General features: G+C 59.4%; 13 protein-coding genes. 10 read left to right on the forward strand and 3 right to left on the reverse strand.

All coding sequences use genetic code 11. The features are described from left to right. Nucleotides 1-24 precede the first annotated feature (24 nt). Nucleotides 25-3,540 carry a DNA polymerase III subunit alpha gene (dnaE, locus tag DKW72_RS00325; RefSeq protein ID WP_111640334.1) on the forward strand — a complete coding sequence of 1,172 codons (3,516 nt, stop codon included), beginning with the start codon at nt 25-27 and terminating at the stop codon, nt 3,538-3,540. A gap of 128 nt (nt 3,541-3,668) precedes the next feature. Then, entirely contained in the window at nt 3,669-4,619 is a 951-nt protein-coding gene (locus DKW72_RS00330; protein ID WP_111640335.1) for an acetyl-CoA carboxylase carboxyltransferase subunit alpha, read from the forward strand. 91 nt (nt 4,620-4,710) lie between these two features. Here the strand turns inward: DKW72_RS00330 and DKW72_RS00335 are convergent, their stop codons facing one another. Further along, nucleotides 4,711-5,250 (reverse strand): energy transducer TonB, encoded by a 540-nt coding sequence (locus DKW72_RS00335; protein WP_111640336.1) that lies wholly within the window; start codon nt 5,248-5,250, stop codon nt 4,711-4,713. Nucleotides 5,251-5,329: 79 nt separating this feature from the next. Next, nucleotides 5,330-5,662 (reverse strand): stress response translation initiation inhibitor YciH, encoded by a 333-nt coding sequence (gene yciH / locus DKW72_RS00340; protein ID WP_111640337.1) that lies wholly within the window; start codon nt 5,660-5,662, stop codon nt 5,330-5,332. Nucleotides 5,663-5,776: 114 nt separating this feature from the next. Between yciH and DKW72_RS00345 the strand changes: the two genes are divergently transcribed. Genes DKW72_RS00345 through DKW72_RS00355 form a run of 3 tightly spaced genes read left to right on the forward strand, consistent with a single transcriptional unit; the run spans nt 5,777 to nt 7,577 of the window. Then, nucleotides 5,777-6,136, forward strand: coding sequence for a c-type cytochrome (locus DKW72_RS00345; RefSeq protein ID WP_111640338.1), 360 nt, complete (start codon nt 5,777-5,779; stop codon nt 6,134-6,136). Further along, on the forward strand, nt 6,136-7,341 hold the full coding sequence (locus tag DKW72_RS00350; protein ID WP_111640339.1) for a serine hydrolase domain-containing protein: 1,206 nt from the start codon (nt 6,136-6,138) through the stop codon (nt 7,339-7,341). The genes DKW72_RS00345 and DKW72_RS00350 overlap by 1 nt, the downstream gene beginning before the upstream one ends. Further along, entirely contained in the window at nt 7,341-7,577 is a 237-nt protein-coding gene (locus DKW72_RS00355; RefSeq protein WP_111640340.1) for a SlyX family protein, read from the forward strand. The genes DKW72_RS00350 and DKW72_RS00355 overlap by 1 nt, the downstream gene beginning before the upstream one ends. Nucleotides 7,578-7,580: 3 nt before the next feature. Here the strand turns inward: DKW72_RS00355 and DKW72_RS00360 are convergent, their stop codons facing one another. Then, nucleotides 7,581-9,023: a M48 family metalloprotease gene (locus DKW72_RS00360; protein WP_111640341.1), complete on the reverse strand. Its 1,443-nt coding sequence runs from the start codon at nt 9,021-9,023 to the stop codon at nt 7,581-7,583. Nucleotides 9,024-9,180: 157 nt separating this feature from the next. On the opposite strand from DKW72_RS00360, the gene DKW72_RS00365 reads away from it, so the two are divergent. The 5 genes from DKW72_RS00365 (at nt 9,181) to aceF (ending at nt 18,039) form a co-directional block, all read left to right on the forward strand. Then, a complete protein-coding gene (locus DKW72_RS00365; protein WP_111640342.1) occupies nt 9,181-9,426 on the forward strand; it encodes a sulfurtransferase TusA family protein in 246 nt (81 codons plus the stop codon). Between the two features lie 14 nt (nt 9,427-9,440). Further along, nucleotides 9,441-10,523, forward strand: coding sequence for an AI-2E family transporter (locus DKW72_RS00370; RefSeq protein WP_111640343.1), 1,083 nt, complete (start codon nt 9,441-9,443; stop codon nt 10,521-10,523). Nucleotides 10,524-10,541: 18 nt separating this feature from the next. Beyond that, nucleotides 10,542-13,403, forward strand: a complete 2,862-nt coding sequence (locus DKW72_RS00375; RefSeq protein ID WP_111640344.1) for an insulinase family protein — start codon at nt 10,542-10,544, stop codon at nt 13,401-13,403. A gap of 260 nt (nt 13,404-13,663) precedes the next feature. Next, a complete protein-coding gene (aceE, locus tag DKW72_RS00380) occupies nt 13,664-16,312 on the forward strand; it encodes a pyruvate dehydrogenase (acetyl-transferring), homodimeric type (protein WP_111640345.1) in 2,649 nt (882 codons plus the stop codon). Between the two features lie 71 nt (nt 16,313-16,383). After that, on the forward strand, nt 16,384-18,039 hold the full coding sequence (gene aceF / locus DKW72_RS00385) for a dihydrolipoyllysine-residue acetyltransferase (RefSeq protein ID WP_111640346.1): 1,656 nt from the start codon (nt 16,384-16,386) through the stop codon (nt 18,037-18,039). Nucleotides 18,040-18,229 lie beyond the last annotated feature (190 nt).

Below are 18,229 nucleotides of genomic sequence, written 5' to 3' on the forward strand. Positions count from 1 at the left end.
CCTGCGGGCGATGACTGACGGCTTATGACGACACCTTTTGTGCATTTACGCCTGCACACCGAATATTCTTTGGTGGACAGCCTGGTTCGCGTGAAACCCCTGGTAAAACGGGTGGCGGCGCTGGGCATGCCCGCCGTGGCGGTGACCGACCAGTGCAATTTTTACGGCCTGATAAAGTTCTACAAGGCGGCCCAGGGCGCCGGTATCAAGCCTATTGCCGGCAGCGACTTTATGCTCTGGAACGGCGACAGTGAAACCAAGCCGACGCTGCTGACGTTGCTGGCGATGGATGAGCCGGGCTACAAAAACATCATTACGCTGATTTCTCGAGCATGGCAGCACAACCAGCATCACGGTCAGGCCTACCTGCGCCGGGAATGGCTGAGCGAGTGCAGTGCTGGGGTTATCGCCCTCTCGGGTGGCAAGCTCGGGGATGTGGGCAGCGCGCTTCTGGGTGGGCGCGCCGTGCAGGCGGCGGAGCTGTTGCAGGGCTGGATGGCGGACTTTCCCGGTCGCTTCTACCTGGAGCTGCAGCGCACCGGCCGCGATAACGATGAGCACTACCTGCATCAGGCGGTGGCGCTGGCGGCCGAGGCTCAGTGCCCGGTGGTGGCCACCAACGATGTCCGCTTTCTGGCCGCCGATGAGTTTGAAGTGCACGAGGCGCGGGTCTGTATTTCCGAGGGTCGCGCTCTGGACGATCCCCGGCGCGAGCGTCGCTACAGCGCCGAGCAGTACCTGCGTTCGCCGGAAGAAATGGCCGAGCTGTTCAGCGATATCCCCGAAGCGCTGGAAAACACTGTCGAGATTGCCAAACGCTGTTCCCTGGATATTCGTCTGGGTGAATACTTTCTGCCTGCCTATCCGATTCCCGACGGGATGACGGAGGCCCAGTTCTTCGAGAAAATTTCCTATGAGGGTCTCGACGAGCGCTTGAAAACGATTCTCGACCCGGCCGCGGCGGACTATGCCGAGCGTCGACAGGGCTATCTGGACCGGCTCAAGTTCGAACTCGACATCATCAACTCCATGGGCTTCCCCGGCTACTTCCTGATCGTGATGGACTTTATCCAGTGGGCCAAGGATCACGATATTCCCGTGGGGCCGGGACGGGGCTCCGGTGCCGGTTCGCTGGTGGCCTACTCGCTCAAAATTACCGATCTCGATCCGCTGCAGTACGACCTGCTGTTCGAGCGCTTTCTGAACCCGGAGCGGGTTTCGATGCCCGACTTTGACGTCGACTTCTGCATGGACAACCGTGACCAGGTGATCAGCTATGTCGCGGACAACTACGGTCGGGACGCCGTCAGCCAGATCATTACCTTCGGCACCATGGCGGCCAAGGCGGTGGTGCGCGATGTGGCGCGGGTGCAGGGCAAGTCCTACGGGTTGGCAGACAAACTTTCCAAGATGATCCCCCCGACCCCGGGTATGACCCTGGATGTGGCGCTCGAACAGGAAGAAATCCTGCGCGAGTTCCTGGCAACCGATGGTGAAGCCCAGGAAATCTGGGATATGGCCAAGCAGCTTGAAGGCCTGACGCGCAACGTTGGCAAACACGCGGGCGGGGTGGTGATCGCGCCCACCAAGCTCACCGATTTTGCGCCTCTGTACTGCGACGATGCGGGCGGCGGCCTGGTGACCCAGTACGACAAGAACGATGTTGAAGACGCCGGCCTGGTCAAATTCGACTTCCTGGGCTTGCGTACCCTGACCATCATCGACTGGGCGCGGGAGATGATTGATCGCCAGCGGGCACGCACGAACGAACCGCCCCTGGATATCGCGGCGATTCCCCTCGACGACGCCCCCACCTTCAAATTGCTCAAGCGCGCGGAGACCACCGCTGTATTCCAGCTGGAATCCCGGGGCATGAAAGACCTGATCAAACGCATGCAGCCAGATTCGCTGGAGGATCTGATCGCGCTGGTGGCCCTGTTCCGCCCTGGCCCGCTGGAATCGGGCATGGTCGATGACTTTATCAACCGTAAGCACGGCCGGGCCCAGGTGGCCTATCCGGACGCGAAGTTCCAGCACCCGCGCCTGAAGCCGATTCTGGAGCCCACCTACGGGGTTATCGTCTACCAGGAGCAGGTGATGCAGATCGCCCAGGAGCTGGCAGGCTACAGCCTCGGTGGCGCCGACCTGCTGCGCCGGGCGATGGGCAAGAAAAAACCGGAAGAAATGGCGAAACAGCGTGAAGTGTTCGCTGTGGGTGCAAAAGAGCAGGGCATTGATCCAGATTTGGCGATGAAAATCTTCGATCTGGTAGAGAAATTCGCCGGTTACGGCTTTAACAAGTCGCACTCTGCCGCCTACGCACTGGTCTCCTACCAGACCGCGTGGCTCAAGGCCCATTACCCCGCCCACTTTATGGCCGCCACCATGTCCTCGGACATGGATAAAACCGACAAGGTGGTGACCTTTATCGAAGAGTGTCGGCAGATGGGGCTGACCCTGCTGCCGCCGGATGTGAACAGCGGGGAGTTCCAATTCACCGTCGACGACGAAGGCAACATCATTTACGGCTTGGGTGCCATCAAGGGCCTGGGCGAGGGGCCTGTGGACAGTATTATCGCCGCGCGCCAAGCCGGCGGCCCGTTCCGTGACCTGTTCGACTTCTGCGCCCGCATCGATCCCCGCAAGGTCAATAAGCGCGCCATTGAAGCGCTGATCCGCTCGGGTGCGGCCGATAACCTGGGTTCCGGGGAGGGCATCGACCGCGATCGGGCCGTGATGATGGCGGCCATGAATGAAGCGGTCAAAGCCGCTGAGCAGGCGTCGGCCAATGCCAGCGCCGGGATGGTCGATCTGTTCGGGGATGTGGTGCCGGGCAATGCCGAAGGCGGCGACGCCTACAGTGAGTTCCATCGGGTGCGCCCCTGGAGCATGAAAGAGCGACTGCACGCGGAAAAGGAAACCCTGGGCCTGTACCTGACCGGGCACCCCATCGACGAGTACGACAGCGAGCTCAATCACCTGGTGAGTTCGCGCATCAGCGATCTGAAGGCGGAAAAGGGCGGCCAGACCGTGGCCGGGCTGGTAGTCGCCATGCGCCTGATGAAAACCAAACGCGGCGACAGTATGGCCTTTGTCACCCTGGATGACCGCACCGGCCGCATTGAGGTGGCGGTGTTCAGTGATGCCTTTGGGGAATGTCGGGATATTCTTACCAAGGACAGTTTGCTGGTGATTGACGGTCAGGTCAGCTACGATGATTACAGTGGCATGTTAAAAATGCGCGCGGACAAGGTTCACCTATTGGCCACGCTGCGCCAGGACAAGGCCCGGGAATTGTGTCTGGAGTTGGCGGCTCCACAGCTATCAGGGGATTTCTCCCGCCAGCTGGAGCAATTGCTCGACCCCTACCGCGGGGCGCCTGGTCAGGAAGCGCGCTGTCCGATTGTGATTGATTATCGGCGCGCGGATGCTCGGGCCCGTTTGAGCCTGGGGAAGGGGTGGCGCGTACGCCCTGAGGATGACCTGCTGGAGCGGCTGCGCGATACCTACGGCTCCGACAAGGTGCGTCTGGTATACTGAGCGGCTGTTATCGCCAATTTTGCAGACAAACGGTCGACACTGGGGGAGCTTTTGCGTATCTTACCGCCCCTGCGCGGCAGCGCCGCTCCCATTAGGCCCACAATTAAACCGGATTGAAACAGCGAACTATGAATCTGAACTATCTGGATTTTGAGCAGCCCATCGCCGTCCTCGAAGGAAAAATCGAGGAATTGCAGATGGTGGGTAATGCCAACGACCTCAACATCACTGAGGAAATCAACAAGCTGCGGGATAAGAGCAACAAGCTCACCGAAAGCATTTACAGCAACTTGACTCCCTGGCAGATCGTTCAGGTTGCCCGTCACCCGCAACGCCCCTATAGCGCCGATTATATCAAGCGCATGTTCACCGACTGGGATGAGCTGCACGGCGACCGGCATTTTGGTGACGATCACGCCATCATCGGTGGCGTGGCCCGCATTGACGGCAAGCCGGTGATGGTTATCGGTGAGGAAAAAGGGCGCGGCGTGCAGGAAAAAGTACACCGCAACTTTGGTATGCCCAAACCCGAAGGTTACCGCAAGGCGCTGCGCCTGATGGAGATGGCCGAGCGCTTCAAGCTGCCGATCCTGACCCTGATTGATACGCCCGGGGCCTATCCGGGCATCGACTCGGAAGAGCGGGGCATCAGTGAGGCGATTGCCCAGAACCTGGCGGTGATGTCGCGTCTACGCACGCCAATCATCTGCACGGTGATTGGTGAAGGTTCCTCCGGTGGCGCGCTTGCGATCGGTGTCGGCGATCAGTTGAACATGTTGCAGTACTCCACGTATTTTGTGATCTCGCCCGAAGGTTGCGCGAATATCATCTGGAAGACTGTGGAGAAGGCGCCGCTTGCGGCCGAGGCCATGGGTGTGACCTCAAGCAAGTTGGCGGAGCTGGGTATTGTCGATGAGACCATTCCCGAGCCCATGGGCGGCGCTCACCGGGATATCGAGGGTATGGCGGAGCGGTTGCGGGGACGTCTGTCCGAGCAGCTTGATCGCCTGTCCAGCGAGCCCATTGATCAGTTGCTGGAGCGCCGTTACCAGCGTTTGATGAGTTACGGTAACCCGTAACCGCGTTGCGGCCCGGCAGGGCCGTTGTACCTGACAGGTTTCGGGTTGGGTGCGCTTTTGTCGGATTACGGCTGCGCCTGATCCGACCTGCTCACGCGCTCACCAACAAGCGGTCGTACTTCTTGCTCAACATATCGTAAAACTTCTCCCGCGCCATGGCGATATCCTGCTTCAACCCGGCAATCTGCTCCGGCGTGATATCCTTGCGCCCCACATACACCTGCTTGCGGAAACTGGCCATCTTCAGGGTGTAGAGACGTAGGCAGCGCTCCAGGTTTTTCTCCCCCAGCATCAGCAGCTTGGCCTCGGCATCGGCAAGCTTGCGAAATTCGTCCACCAGCTCGGCATTGATCTGTTCCAGCTCTTTTTTACGGGGCAGGGGCCAGCGCTCGCCGTATTGTGTCGACTCCGCTGCGAGGCTGGCGTATTTGCCGAACAGATGGGCAATCTGCCCCACCTGAGAGGAAATACCCTCGAGCATGGCCAGGCGTCGACTTTCCGGCGACTCCTTTTCGGTTACCGGCGGTCGCTGTCGACGGCTTACCCACCAACCGGCGCCCATGGCAATCAGTGCGCCCAGGGCCACTTTGAAAGAGGTGTCTAGAATTTGGATCAGAAGCGCATTGTCCACGGCTTCGGCCTCGCTGTCAGAAACTTGTCAGTCTTCGGATTTACTGGGAATTCTGCAAGTTTCGGGCCATGGCTCACCTTTAGCCGCCAGCGAGTTTTACCGTGTGGCCTTGGGCCTCCAGCAGCGCTTTGACCTTGTCGCGCACATCGCCCTGAATCTCAATAATGCCATTTTTGACCGAGCCGCCCGTGCCGCACTGCTGCTTGAGGGTCTTGGCCAGGGTCTTGAGCTCTTTCTCGGCTAACAGCACGCCACTGATCGTGGTTACCCCCTTGCCTTTGCGGCCAGCCGTCTCCCGGCGGATACGGACGATGCCATCGCCCTCGGGGGGGGCTGACTCGGGTTCAGTGGCTTTTATGCGACCCTGGTCCGTGCTGTAAACCAGGCGGGTAGAGGTGTCTTTGCGGCTCACGGGGCCTCCGCTATCGGATTGAACATTGGCAAATGGTAGCACGGCCAGTCGGCCCCCAGACGTTGCCGTGGTAGAATCCCTGCCGATTTTCCCGTGGCGAGTGGAGAGGTGAGTGTGCAACGGTTACTGAATAAAGTGGGGGGCATTGTCCTGGTGGTACTGCTTGCAGGCTGCGACGGTGGTTCGCCGCCCGCCGAGGAGGCCCTGAGCGAGGAGGAGCGGCTGCTGCAGCTCGGCCAGCGGCGCTCGCGTAGCTGCATGGGCTGTCACGGCCCCGGTGGCGTTTCCCGGGTAGCCTCCTATCCGGATCTGGCGGGTCTGTCCAAGGAGACCCTGGTGACCGAGCTCAAGGCCTTTCGCTCGGGCGAGCGCAACGACCCTATGATGGTCTCGGTAGCGCGTAACCTGGACGATGAGGCGATCCGGGCCTTGGCGATTTACTACGCCGCCCAGCCCGCGCCGGAGCCGCGCTGATGGCGGTCGAAATTCAGGGCTTTTGGCCCAAATCATGGCAGCCGCTGGCGGATACCTTTGCCGAGCTTTTTGATAAGGCGGGCGAGGAGGGCGCGGCGCTGGCGGTCTATCGCGGCGGCGAGCCGGTGGCAAGCCTGTGGGCGGGTGAGTTCCGCAATGATGGCACGCAAAAGCCCTGGCAGGAAAATACCCCGGTCAATGTTTTCTCGGCGGGCAAGGGGCTGGTGGCGCTGAGCGTCCTACAGCAGGTTGCCGAGGGGCGTCTGGCGCTGGACCGGCCAGTGGCCGACGACTGGGAAGCCTTCGCTCAGGGCGGCAAGGAAGAGATCACCCTGCGCCAGTTGCTGTCTCACCGCAGCGGTCTATCGGCCCTGGACAAGCGTCAGCGAGATGCCACCATATTTGACTGGGACGCCATGCTTGAGCAGATCGCCCGCGCCGAACCCTGGTGGCAGCCGGGTACGGCGCAGGGTTATTCACCGTTTATTTACGGCTGGGTGCTGGGCGAGCTGGTGCGTCGTAGCAGCGGGAGTGAGGATTTCAACAGTTACTTTCAGCGCGAAGTGACCGGTTTACTGGGTGTTGAGGCCTACTTCGGTGTGCCGGACAGCGAGCAGCACCGGGTCGCCGATGCCCGCCCCCTCAAGTCTGGGCTGGAGGCGCTGGTCGCGCAGGGCAGTGCCGACAGCGCCGCACTCGGCCAATTGATGAAGTCGGACCCGCGCGGGGTGACCAATCGGGCCTTCGCCAATCCCATGAGTCTGATGACCGCTACCAACACACCCGAGTGGCGAGGCGCCCAGATTCCGGCCGCCAATGGCCATATGAGTGCCCGATCACTGGCGGCAATCTACGGTGCGTTGGCCAATAAGGGTTACAGCGAAGAGGTTGGTGTGGCGCTTTTGCCGCCCGATGCCGTTGAGTTGTGCGGTGCCGAATTGAGTTTTGAACACGACCGGGTGCTGGGCTTGCCGCTGCGCTTTGGGCATGGCTTTATGCTCACCCAGGAACGTGCCGATTGTCGCCTCGGGCGGGGCGCTCGGGCCTTCGGGCACCCGGGGGCGGGCGGTTCTCTCGGCTTTTCTGATCCCGACTACGGTATCGGTTTTGGCTATGTCACGGCGCGTATGGGCCAACAAATTCTGGTCGACCCGCGCGCGGCGCGGCTGATCGATACCCTTTATTCACTGGTGGAGCGTCACTGATGGCCGCTGAAAAAATGACGGATGCGCTACAGGCGCAAATTGAGGATCTGCAAAGTCGGCTGGTGTTTCAGGAGGAGCTGATCCACAACCTCAACGATGTGGTGGCCGGCCAAGACGCCTTATTGCAGAAAATGCAGGCCCAGATGCGGGTGCTGGGCAAACGCTTTGACGACCATCTCTACAGCCAGGACAGCGGCGGCGCCAAGCCCGCTGACGAGCGCCCCCCGCACTACTGAGTTCTAGCGAAAGCGCGAGCTGCGCTGCATATCTTCGACATTGCGCATGCGCTCGTTGATCAACGCGGCCAGGTAATCGCTGTCGCGGGTGTGGCGCTGGGCGTTGCGCAGCTGCGCCATGGCCTGGGGGTAGGCGCCCATGGCGATAAAGTACTCCGCCCGCGCCCGGTGGACCTGCAAAATATCGCCCGCCAGACCACTGACTTCGGCCAGCAGGTACCAGACGTGGGGATCATCGCTGCGCACTCGGGAGTGGCGCTCAAGAATCCGGGTGCTTTCCTCGTGTTTGCCCGCGCGCATGAGTGCGTCGGCATACACCATGTTAATGGCGTGGTGACGGTTGTCGTTCTCGTGCAGCCGGTTCAGCAAGGCCAGCGCCTCGTCTTCCTCACCGGCTTCCAGTTGAATCTCGGCCTTCAGGAGTTGATAGGTCAGTCGGTCCGGATCCTGTGCCAGGAGCGGCTCTAGGGCCTCCATGGCCCGCTCCGGGTGCCCGGCGCGCAGGTGGGCCAGACTCAGGCCGTAGCGGCTGCCCTCGGCGGACAGGCGCTCGCCCTCGAGCTCGGATTGAAAGCGGCGCACGGCCATCTGGGGTGAGTCCTGATGCAGCAGGCGGGCCCGGGCGCGCATCAGGTGATATTCGACATCTTCCTCAAATTCGTCCCGCGGGTAGCGCATGGCGCGGTTGCGGGCGTCTGAAATCCGGCTCTCGGTCACCGGGTGAGACAGCAGAAATTCCGGGGGGCGACGACTGTAGCGGCTTTGCCGGAGCATCAGGTCAAACATATTGGCTGAGGCGTAGGGGTCCATACCGGCCCGAACCATGGTCTGGAACCCGATGCGGTCGGCCTCCTGTTCATTTTGACGGCTGAAGCGCAGTTGGGCATCGTGGGCGGCGGCCTGGGTGGACATTATTGCAGCGATACCTGCATCGCTGCCGGTGGTGGCGGCCAGCACCAAGCTACCGAGCAGGGCGGTGTAGAAGGGCAGGGCCATATTGCGCTGCTGCTCCAGGCGCCGGGCGTAGTGGCGTTGGCTCAAATGCGCGAGTTCGTGGGCCAGCACCGAGGCGAATTGGTGCTCGTTCTCGGCGGCCGTCAGCAGTCCGGTGTGGATACCCACGACGCCACCGGGGACGGCGAAGGCGTTGATGGAGCTGTTGACCGTGACGACCACCTCCAGATCCGGGTTGTTGAGCTCGCTGTGCTGTGCCAGTTTGTTCAATAATTGTTCAGTATAGAGTTGAATCTGGGCGTCAGAGGACGTCGGCACCTGACTGCGGTACAATCGCAGCCACTCGCGCCCGAGCTGGTATTCCTGGCGATGGGAAATCATGCCTGAGCTGGTGTCACCCAAGGTCGGTAACTGGAGCTCATTGCTGCCGCCAGCGGTCAGCGGGACGCACAGAAGCGTGGCCAGGAGAAAACGGATTAGTCGTTGTTGCACGGGATGTAAGGCTCCGGTCTTGCGGTTAACTTGCACGATAACTCTACTCTTTTTGCAGGATTTGCGCTATCCGCCGGAACCTTTGACTGGCGGCCTGGCACTTTGTTCATCGCCGAGGTCAAAGGTTTTTCTGTTAGTGTCAAAGAAGGTATAAACGATGGATCAAACCGAACCGGCTATTGATGTAGAATTGGATGCCAAGGGCATGCGTTGTCCGTTGCCACTGCTGCGCGCCAAGCAGGCGCTCAATGCCATGGACGCTGGCCAGTGCCTGCGGGTTGAGGCCACCGATGCCGGGTCGGTGCGGGACTTCCACGCGTTTGCGGAGCTCAGCGGTCATCAGCTGGTCCAGCATTCGAGCGTCGAGGGTGTTTATACCTACCTGCTTATCAAGCGAACCTAAGGGTCTGATCGCTTATGCTCAATATTTTCCGCAACTGGATCGACCGTTATTTCTCTGACGAAGAAGCCGTTCTGCTTCTGGTCCTGTTACTCATCGGCTTTGTAGTCGTGCTCACCCTGGGTGCCATGCTCGCGCCCATGATTGCGAGCATTATTATTGCTTTTCTTATGCAGGGCGTGGTGGTGCGCCTGCGCACCTGGGGGTGCCCGCACTGGCTGGCGGTCTCGCTTGCCTTCTTCCTGTTGATGGCGGGCTTTGTCGCCTTTCTGTTTGTACTGGTGCCGATTATCTGGCAGCAGGCAGCGCGGTTTTTCGGCGAGTTGCCGCGCATGATCAACGAGTGGCAGGATGTCATGCTGCTGTTGCCCGAGCGTTACCCCAACCTGGTCAGCGAGCGTCAGGTGCAGGAGTTGATGTCGGCCATTAACCGCGAGGCGGGGCAGTTTGGGCAGACCATCGTCAGCTACTCCATGTCCAGTCTGCCGGTCTTGATGTCGCTGCTGATTTACCTGGTGCTGGTTCCCATTCTGGTATTTTTCTTTCTCAAGGACAGCCGTCAGATCGTCGACTGGGCCGCAGGCTTTCTCCCCAAGAAGCGCCCCTTGATGAGCAAAATCTGGGCGGAAATGAACGTTCAGGTGGCGAATTACGTGCGTGGCAAGGCCATCGAAATCCTAATTGTGGGCGCCATCAGCTATGTCTGTTTCGCGCTGCTGGGGCTACAGTATGCGGCCTTGCTGGCGATCCTTGTCGGGCTCTCGGTGGTTGTCCCCTACATCGGTGCCGCCGTGGTGACCGTCCCTGTAGCGCTGGTAGGGTTTTTCCAGTGGGGGTGGGGTTCCGAATTTGTCTGGCTGATGATCATTTACGGGATCATACAGGCGCTTGATGGCAACGTTCTGGTGCCACTGCTGTTCTCCGAAGCGGTGAATTTGCACCCGGTGGCGATCATCCTGGCGATTCTGGTCTTCGGTGGCATCTGGGGCCTGTGGGGAGTATTCTTTGCCATCCCGCTGGCCACCCTGGTCAAGGCGATTCTTTACGCCTGGCCCAAGGGTAAGAGTCAGGCGCGGGCGGATGAGGCCGCTGCCGAGTAAAACCAAGGCGATGATTGCATGAAGTGTGTTGTACGCTCGACCCGTTACTGCGTTGCACTGCTGCTTGTGGCGCTCGGTTTGTCCGGCGCCGCCTCGGCGCTGGCGACCACGGTTATTCAGAGTGAATCCGACGAGCGCGAGTACCGGTATCTGACGTTGCCCAACGGCCTGCAGTTGTTGTTGGTTTCCGACCCTGAGGCCGACAAGGCTGCGGCGGCTGTGGATGTGCGTGTCGGTAGTCACCAGAACGAGCCGGGACGCGAGGGGCTGGCTCACTTTCTGGAACATATGCTGTTTCTCGGCACCAAAAAGTACCCGGATGCGGGAGAGTATCAGCGCTTTATCAACCAGCACGGCGGAAGCCATAACGCCTATACCGCCGCTGAAAATACCAATTATTTTTTTAGAATTGATCCGGACTACCTGGAGCCGGCGTTTGATCGCTTTGCCCAGTTTTTTATTGCACCGCTGTTTGACGAGGATTACGTCGAGCGCGAACGCCGGGCCGTGCACTCGGAGTTTACCACCAACATCAACCAAGACGCCCGGCGCACTCGGGACGTATACCGAGAGCTGTTCAACCCTGAGCATCCGGCGTCACGCTTTACCGTCGGCAATGTCGATACGCTCGCCGATCGCGAAGATGGCGCGGTGCGCGATGATCTGGTTGCCTTCTACGAGCGCTTTTATTCGGCGCACCTGATGAGCGCGGTGGTGCTCGGGCGCGAGTCGCTCGATGACCTGGAGAAGCTGGCGGTGCCGCGCCTGCGCGAGATCAAGCGTCGGGACGTCTCCCTGCCCGAGCGCTACCCCCCGCTGTTTCCCAAGGATGCGCTGCCGGCTATGGTCAGGATCGAGCCCCGGCAGGAAACCCGGACGCTGTCATTTCTGTTTCCGATTCCTGATGATGGCCGCCATTACCGGGAAAAACCGGTGCACTACCTGGCACATATGCTCGGCCACGAAGGCGAGGGCAGTCTCTTGTCGTTGCTGCGAGACCTGGGTTGGGCCGAAGGAATCCAGGCTGGCCGCGGGCTCTCCAGCCGCAATGATGGGGTCTTTCAGCTGACGGTCGAGCTCACCGAACTTGGGGTGCGCGCCCAGGATCAGATTCAGGCGTTGGTGCACTATGTCATTCAGCGCCTGGACGCCCGCGGTGTGCGCGAGTGGCGCTACCGGGAGTTGCAGCAGTTGGCGGACATCGACTTCCGGTTCCAGGAGCGCGTCGACCCGATGCGTACGGTCAGTGCGTTGGCGAATCGCCTGCACCGCTATGCCCCGGAGGATGTGCTTTATGGGGACTACCAATACGCTCGCTACAACGAGCGACTGATCAAGCGCTTTCTGTCGCACCTGCGTCCGGACAATGTGCTGGTGAGTCTGGTTGCCCCCGATCTGGATACCGATCGGGTATCCGCATTCTACGAGACGCCCTATGCACTTGGCGACGTTGCGCGTGAGCACCCTGAAATCAAGCTGTCGGTGCGCCGGCAGCTGTCGTTTCCGGAGGCCAATGATTTTATTCCCCAGCGCCTGAACGTCAAGGCTGCGCCCATGCTGCCTGCCTCGGGGGCCGAGAGTGATCGTCCCGAGCTGATTGTGGACAGCGAACGGCTGCGTGCCTGGTTCCAACAGGACCAGACCTTTCGGGTTCCCAAGGCGCACCTGAATATGCGCCTGTATTCACCCCGTGTGGCCAGCAGCGTTGAGGGTGCCGCTCAAGCCCGGTTGTTTGCCGAGCTGGTGATGGATGATCTGAATGAGTTTGCCTATCCGGCCAAGCTTGCGGGGTTGGATTTTTCCGTGGAAGGGACCATGCGTGGCCTGGATATTCGAATTGCCGGCTACAGCAGTCGCCAAGGGTTGTTGATCACCCGGATCGCCGAGTCCATTCGTCAGGGCGAGTTCGCCTCGGATCGCTTCGATAATGTGCGCACGGACCTGATTCGGCGGTTGCGCAACGAGAATCAAGTCACCCCTTATTCCGTTCTTGCCTGGCAGATTCCGGTGCTGCAGTTTGACCCCTATCACAGCAACGACGCGTTGATCGGCGTACTTGAGGGGCTGGACCGGCAGAGTTTTCAGCAGTTTGCCAACCGGCTGCTGCACGACGCCCGCATGGAAGCGCTGTTCTACGGTAACCTTTTCCGGCAGGAAGGTGTGCGCCTGGCCGCCTTTGCCGAGCATCAGCTGCTGGGGCCGCGCACCGGGCGGTCGCAAGTCCCTGGGCGGGTGTTCAAAATGAAGGCGGTGCCCGAAGGCCAGCCTGCGCTTTATCGCCATCGTATTGACCACCCCGACCATGTCGCACTGCTTTATATTCAGGGGTTGGGTAATAGCCTCCGCGATACGGCGCATATGCGCCTGTTGCAGCAAATCGTACAGCCGGCGTTTTACAACGAATTGCGCACAGAAAAGCAGTTGGGCTATGTTGTCGCCCTTTGGAATATGCCGCTGCGTGACCTACAGGGCAAAATGTTTGTCATTCAGTCGCCGGATACCCCGGAAGCGGAGTTGATCGAAGAGATTGAGGCCTTTCTCAAAAGCCAGAGAGAGCACGTATTGGCGGGGCTGGTGCTGAATCAGCAGGCGATGGTGCGGGACCTGCGCGAGCCTGCCCAGTCGCTTGCGGAGCAATCCGGGCGCTATTGGGACAGTCTGGTGCTGGGGGATGTCAGTTTTGCGCGCCGCGATCAGCTGGCGGATGCCGTGGCGGCCGTGACGCCAGAATCGCTCTTGGCATATTATGAGGCAGTGCTCTTGCAGCCGGCCCGGCGCCTGTGGTTGACCACGGACAAGTTCAATCCGGAAGCCGGTTTCGAGGAAATTACCGACCCGGCTGAGTTCCGGCGTGGTCTGGATGCGCTGATATTTCCTTAGCCGGATGCCCTGAATGGCGGCAAAGCCAGGCGTGGCGCCGCCTGGCGGGTGGTCGCCCAAGACTGGTAAAAATGCCGTAAATATGTAAGAATTCGCGGATTTTCCGGCTTCTGCATCAGAGCTGCGACGCCCGTACCCCGCCATAACAGCACACAACAGGGGCTCCAGAGGGCCAGGTATACCTGTTTCCAAATTCCTGAACTTTGCTAAGTAGCAACGATTATATAAGTGCCAGTCAGTGCACAACTGAGGAGATTTTAATGCTAGAAGATATCGATGCCCTGGAAACGAGAGAGTGGCTGGATGCCCTGGAATCGGTAGTTCGTCACGCCGGTAAAGAGCGTGCGACATTTCTGCTGAAGCAGCTGTCTGAAACTGCCGTTGATCACGGCATCGACCAGCCTTCGGCGATTACGACTCCCTATCGCAATACGATCCCTAACACTGATGAAGTGCCGCATCCGGGCGACCCGGGTCTGGAGCGGAAGATCCGTGCACTGATTCGCTGGAACGCTATCGCCATGGTGGTGCGTGCCAACAAGAACGATGACGAGCTGGGTGGCCACATTGCCTCTTTCTCGTCCGCTGCGACGCTCTACGAGGTGGGTTTCAACCACTTCTTCCGCGGCAACGAAAACGGCCCCGGCGACCTGATTTACTTTCAGGGTCACAGCTCGCCCGGCATGTACGCGCGCTCCTTTGTTGAAGGTCGCCTGAGCGAAGAAGACCTGGATAATTTCCGTCGGGAAGTGGACGGCAAAGGCCTGTCCTCTTATCCGCACCCCTGGTTGATGCCTGACTACTGGCAGTTCCCCACCGTTTCCATGGGCCTGGGTCCCATCGGTGCCATCTATCAGGCGCACGTGATGGGTTATCTGCACGCCCGTGGTCTGATTGACAAAGGCGACCGCAAAATCTGGGCATTCCTGGGAGACGGTGAGTGTGATGAGCCGGAAAGCCTGGGTGCGATCTCTCTCGCAGGGCGCGAGAAGTTGGACAACCTGATTTTCGTCATCAACTGTAACCTGCAGCGCCTGGACGGCCCAGTGCGCGGCAACAGTAAAATCGTTCAGGAGCTCGAAGGCGTTTTCCGTGGCGCGGGCTGGAACGTGGTCAAAGTACTGTGGGGTTCCGGTTGGGATGAACTGCTCAAGAAAGACAAAACCGGTCTGCTGCAAGTGCGCATGGACGAAGTTGTCGATGGCGAGATGCAGAACTACAAGGCCAACGGCGGCGCCTATACCCGCGAGCATTTCTTCGGCAAGTACCCGGAGCTGCTCGAGCTGGTCAAAGACCTGAGCGACGACGACATTATGCACCTGGCACGTGGTGGTCACGACTCCCAGAAGGTGTACAACGCCTATCACAATGCTGTGAATACTAAAGGTCAACCGACGGTGATTCTGGCGCAGACCGTTAAAGGTTACGGTATGGGCCCGTCCGGTGAGGCGGTCAACAATGCGCACCAGGTGAAGAAACTCGACCTGGAAGCACTGCGCAAGATTCGCGACCGTTTTGACCTGCCGTTCAGCGACGAGGAAGTGGAAAAAATTCCTTACTACCGTCCCGCTGAAGATAGCCCGGAGATGAAGTACCTGCAGGAGCGTCGCAAGGAACTCAACGGCTATCTGCCGGCGCGCAAAGCCGACTTTGATGCGCTTGAGATTCCGACACTGGACGCGTTTAAAGCCCAGCTCAAAGGTACTGGCGATCGCAAGATCTCTACCACCATGGCCTTTGTGCGCATGCTCAATACTCTGCTTAAAGACAAGAACCTTGGCCAGCAGGTTGTGCCGATTGTTCCCGATGAGGCCCGTACCTTTGGTATGGAAGGCATGTTCCGTCAAATCGGTATTTATTCGGCCGAAGGCCAGAAGTACACCCCGCAGGACGCGGCTCAGATCATGTTCTACAAGGAAGACAAAAAGGGTCAGATTCTGGAAGAAGGTATCAACGAAGCCGGTGCCATGTCCTCATGGGTTGCCGCGGCAACTTCTTACAGCAACCACGACAAGCCCCTGATCCCTTTCTACATCTACTATTCCATGTTTGGTTTCCAGCGTATTGGCGATCTGGCCTGGCTGGCCGGTGACGCTCAGGCGCGTGGCTTCCTGCTCGGCGGCACCGCCGGTCGCACCACGCTCAACGGCGAAGGCCTGCAGCATCAGGATGGTCACAGCCATGTGATGGCCAACACCATTCCGAACTGTCGCAGCTATGACCCGAGCTTCTCCTACGAAGTGGCGGTGATCGTGCAGGACGGTATGAAGCGCATGTACCAGGACAAGGAAAACTGCTTCTACTACGTCACTCTGATGAACGAGAACTACGAGCACCCGGATATGCCCAAAGGTGCCGAAGAAGGCATCATCAAGGGTATGTATCTGCTCGAGAAAGGCACCAGCAAGAAGAAAAATCGCGTTCAATTGATGGGCTCCGGCACCATCCTGAACGAAGTGCGCGCCGCGGCCGAAATCCTGCGTAAGGACTTCAGTGTTGAGGCGGATGTGTGGAGTGTCACCAGTGTGAACGAGCTGACCCGTGACGGACAGCGCGCTACCCGCTGGAACATGCTGCACCCGGGCGAGACGCCCCGCAAGCCCTATATTACTCAGCAACTGGAAGGTCAGGACGGTCCGGTCGTCATCGCCACCGACTACCTGAAAACCTACGCCGAACAACTGCGCGCCTACATTCCCAGCGACTACACTGTATTGGGAACCGAAGGTTTTGGCCGCAGTGACAGCCGCCAGAAGCTGCGTCACTTCTTTGAAGTGGATCGTCACTTTGTGGTTATTGCCGCACTCAAGACCCTGGCCGACCAGGGCAAAGTCAAGGCGGATGTGGTCAGCAAAGCGATCAAGCAATTTGGTATTGATCCGGAGAAGCCCGAGCCCATCACTGTGTGATCGCGCCTAAGCGCGATCGTTTAACAGCGGCTTGAGTCGGACAACACAAAGAACACTTGCGAGGAATTACAGTGGCAATTGAAACAATTAAGGTCCCGGATATTGGTGGCTCTGAAGGTGTAGAAGTCATCGAAATCACCGTAGCGGTGGGCGATACCATTGCGTTGGAAGACGCGATTGTGACCCTGGAAACCGATAAGGCGTCCATGGAAATCCCCGCGTCTGCTGCGGGTAAAGTGACCGCAATCAAAGTGAAAGAAGGCGATAAAGTCTCTGAAGGCGATGTGCTGATCGAAGTGGAAGCCGAAGGCGACAGCGCCGGCGACGACAAATCTGAGGCCAAGGCCGAGGACACCGCTGAAGAGAAACCTGAAGCCGAGGATAAACCCAAAGCCGAAGATAAGCCCAAATCCAGCTCGGGCGGCAGCGAGAGAGAAGTGCCGGTACCGGATATTGGCGGCTCTGAAGGCGTTGAAGTCATTGAAGTGTGCGTGAGCGAAGGCGACGAGGTCGCCGAAGGCGATTCTCTGATCGTTCTGGAAACCGACAAGGCGTCCATGGAGATTCCGGCTCCGGCAGCGGGCAAAATCACCGCACTGAAAGTAAAAGAAGGCGACAAGGTATCCGAAGGCGACCTGATTGCCATGATGCAAAGCGCAGCCGGTGGTGATGCCGAGGAAGCTGAGCCGGCACCGAGCAAAAGCGAGAGCGCGCCGGCCAAGCCTGAAGCACCCAAGGCCGCGGATTCCGGTAAAGCCAAGTCCGCCGAGGCGACGTCATCTCCGGTCACAGCCGCTGCGGTTGCGGACGAAGTCACCGGTGGCAGCAAGGTCTATGCAGGCCCCGCCGTGCGTCGACTGGGTCGTCAGCTGGGCGTTGATCTGGCCCGTGTCAAGCCGTCGGGTCCGCGTCAACGTATGACCAAAGACGATGTCCGTGACTATGTGAAAAACATTGTTACAGCCCAGCAGTCCGGTCAGGCCACAGGTTCCGGTATCCCGCAGGTGCCCGCCGTCGATTTTGCCAAGTTTGGTGAGATCGAGATGGTGAAAATGAGCAAGGTCAAGAAAATCACGCGCGACAATATGAGCCGCAGCTGGCTCAATGTGCCGCATGTGACCCAGTTTGACGATGCTGATATCACCGATATGGAAGCGTTCCGCAAGGGTCTCAAGGCTGACGCAGAGAAACGCGGTAGCAAGCTGACACCGTTGCCGTTCCTGCTCAAGGCCTGTGCGGCCGCGTTGGTGGCCGAGCCGAGCTTCAACGTCTCCTTGCATCACGACGGTGAGCACATTGTACAGAAGCACTATGTGCACATCGGTATTGCAGTCGATACGCCCAACGGTCTGATGGTGCCCGTCATTCGCGACGTGGACAAAAAAGGCCTGTGGGAGTTGACTGACGAGATCAACGAAATGGCGAAAAAGGCACGCGAAGGCAAGCTGATGCCGTCGGACATGCAGGGTGGTTGCTTTACCATCTCCAGTCTGGGCGCGATGGGCGGGAATGGCTTTACGCCGATCGTGAATACGCCGGAAGTGGCCATTCTGGGTGTTTCCAGGGCGCAGATGAAGCCTGTCTGGAACGGCAGCGAGTTTGTGCCGCGCAATATGCTGCCCCTGTCGCTGTCGTACGATCACCGCGCCATTAACGGTGCAGATGCCGGTCGCTTCTTTACCTACCTCAATGCAGTCATCTCCGACGTTCGGCGGTTGTTGCTTTAAGGTTGTGACTGGGGCTGTCGGATTACGCCCTAGGGGCTAATCCGACCTACTGGGAAAGTGGTGCCGCTGTTCTGGTATGGTGGTATGTGTGTCGGATTATGCCCTTTGGGCTAATCCGACCTACCGGGAACGGCTGCCATTGTTCGAGTTGGTCGGATTAGGCGCAGCCGTAATCCGACGCTGTGGCACC

It is taken from the genome of Marinimicrobium alkaliphilum (assembly GCF_003259155.1).
In the GTDB taxonomy this organism is placed as follows: domain Bacteria; phylum Pseudomonadota; class Gammaproteobacteria; order Pseudomonadales; family Cellvibrionaceae; genus Marinimicrobium_A; species Marinimicrobium_A alkaliphilum.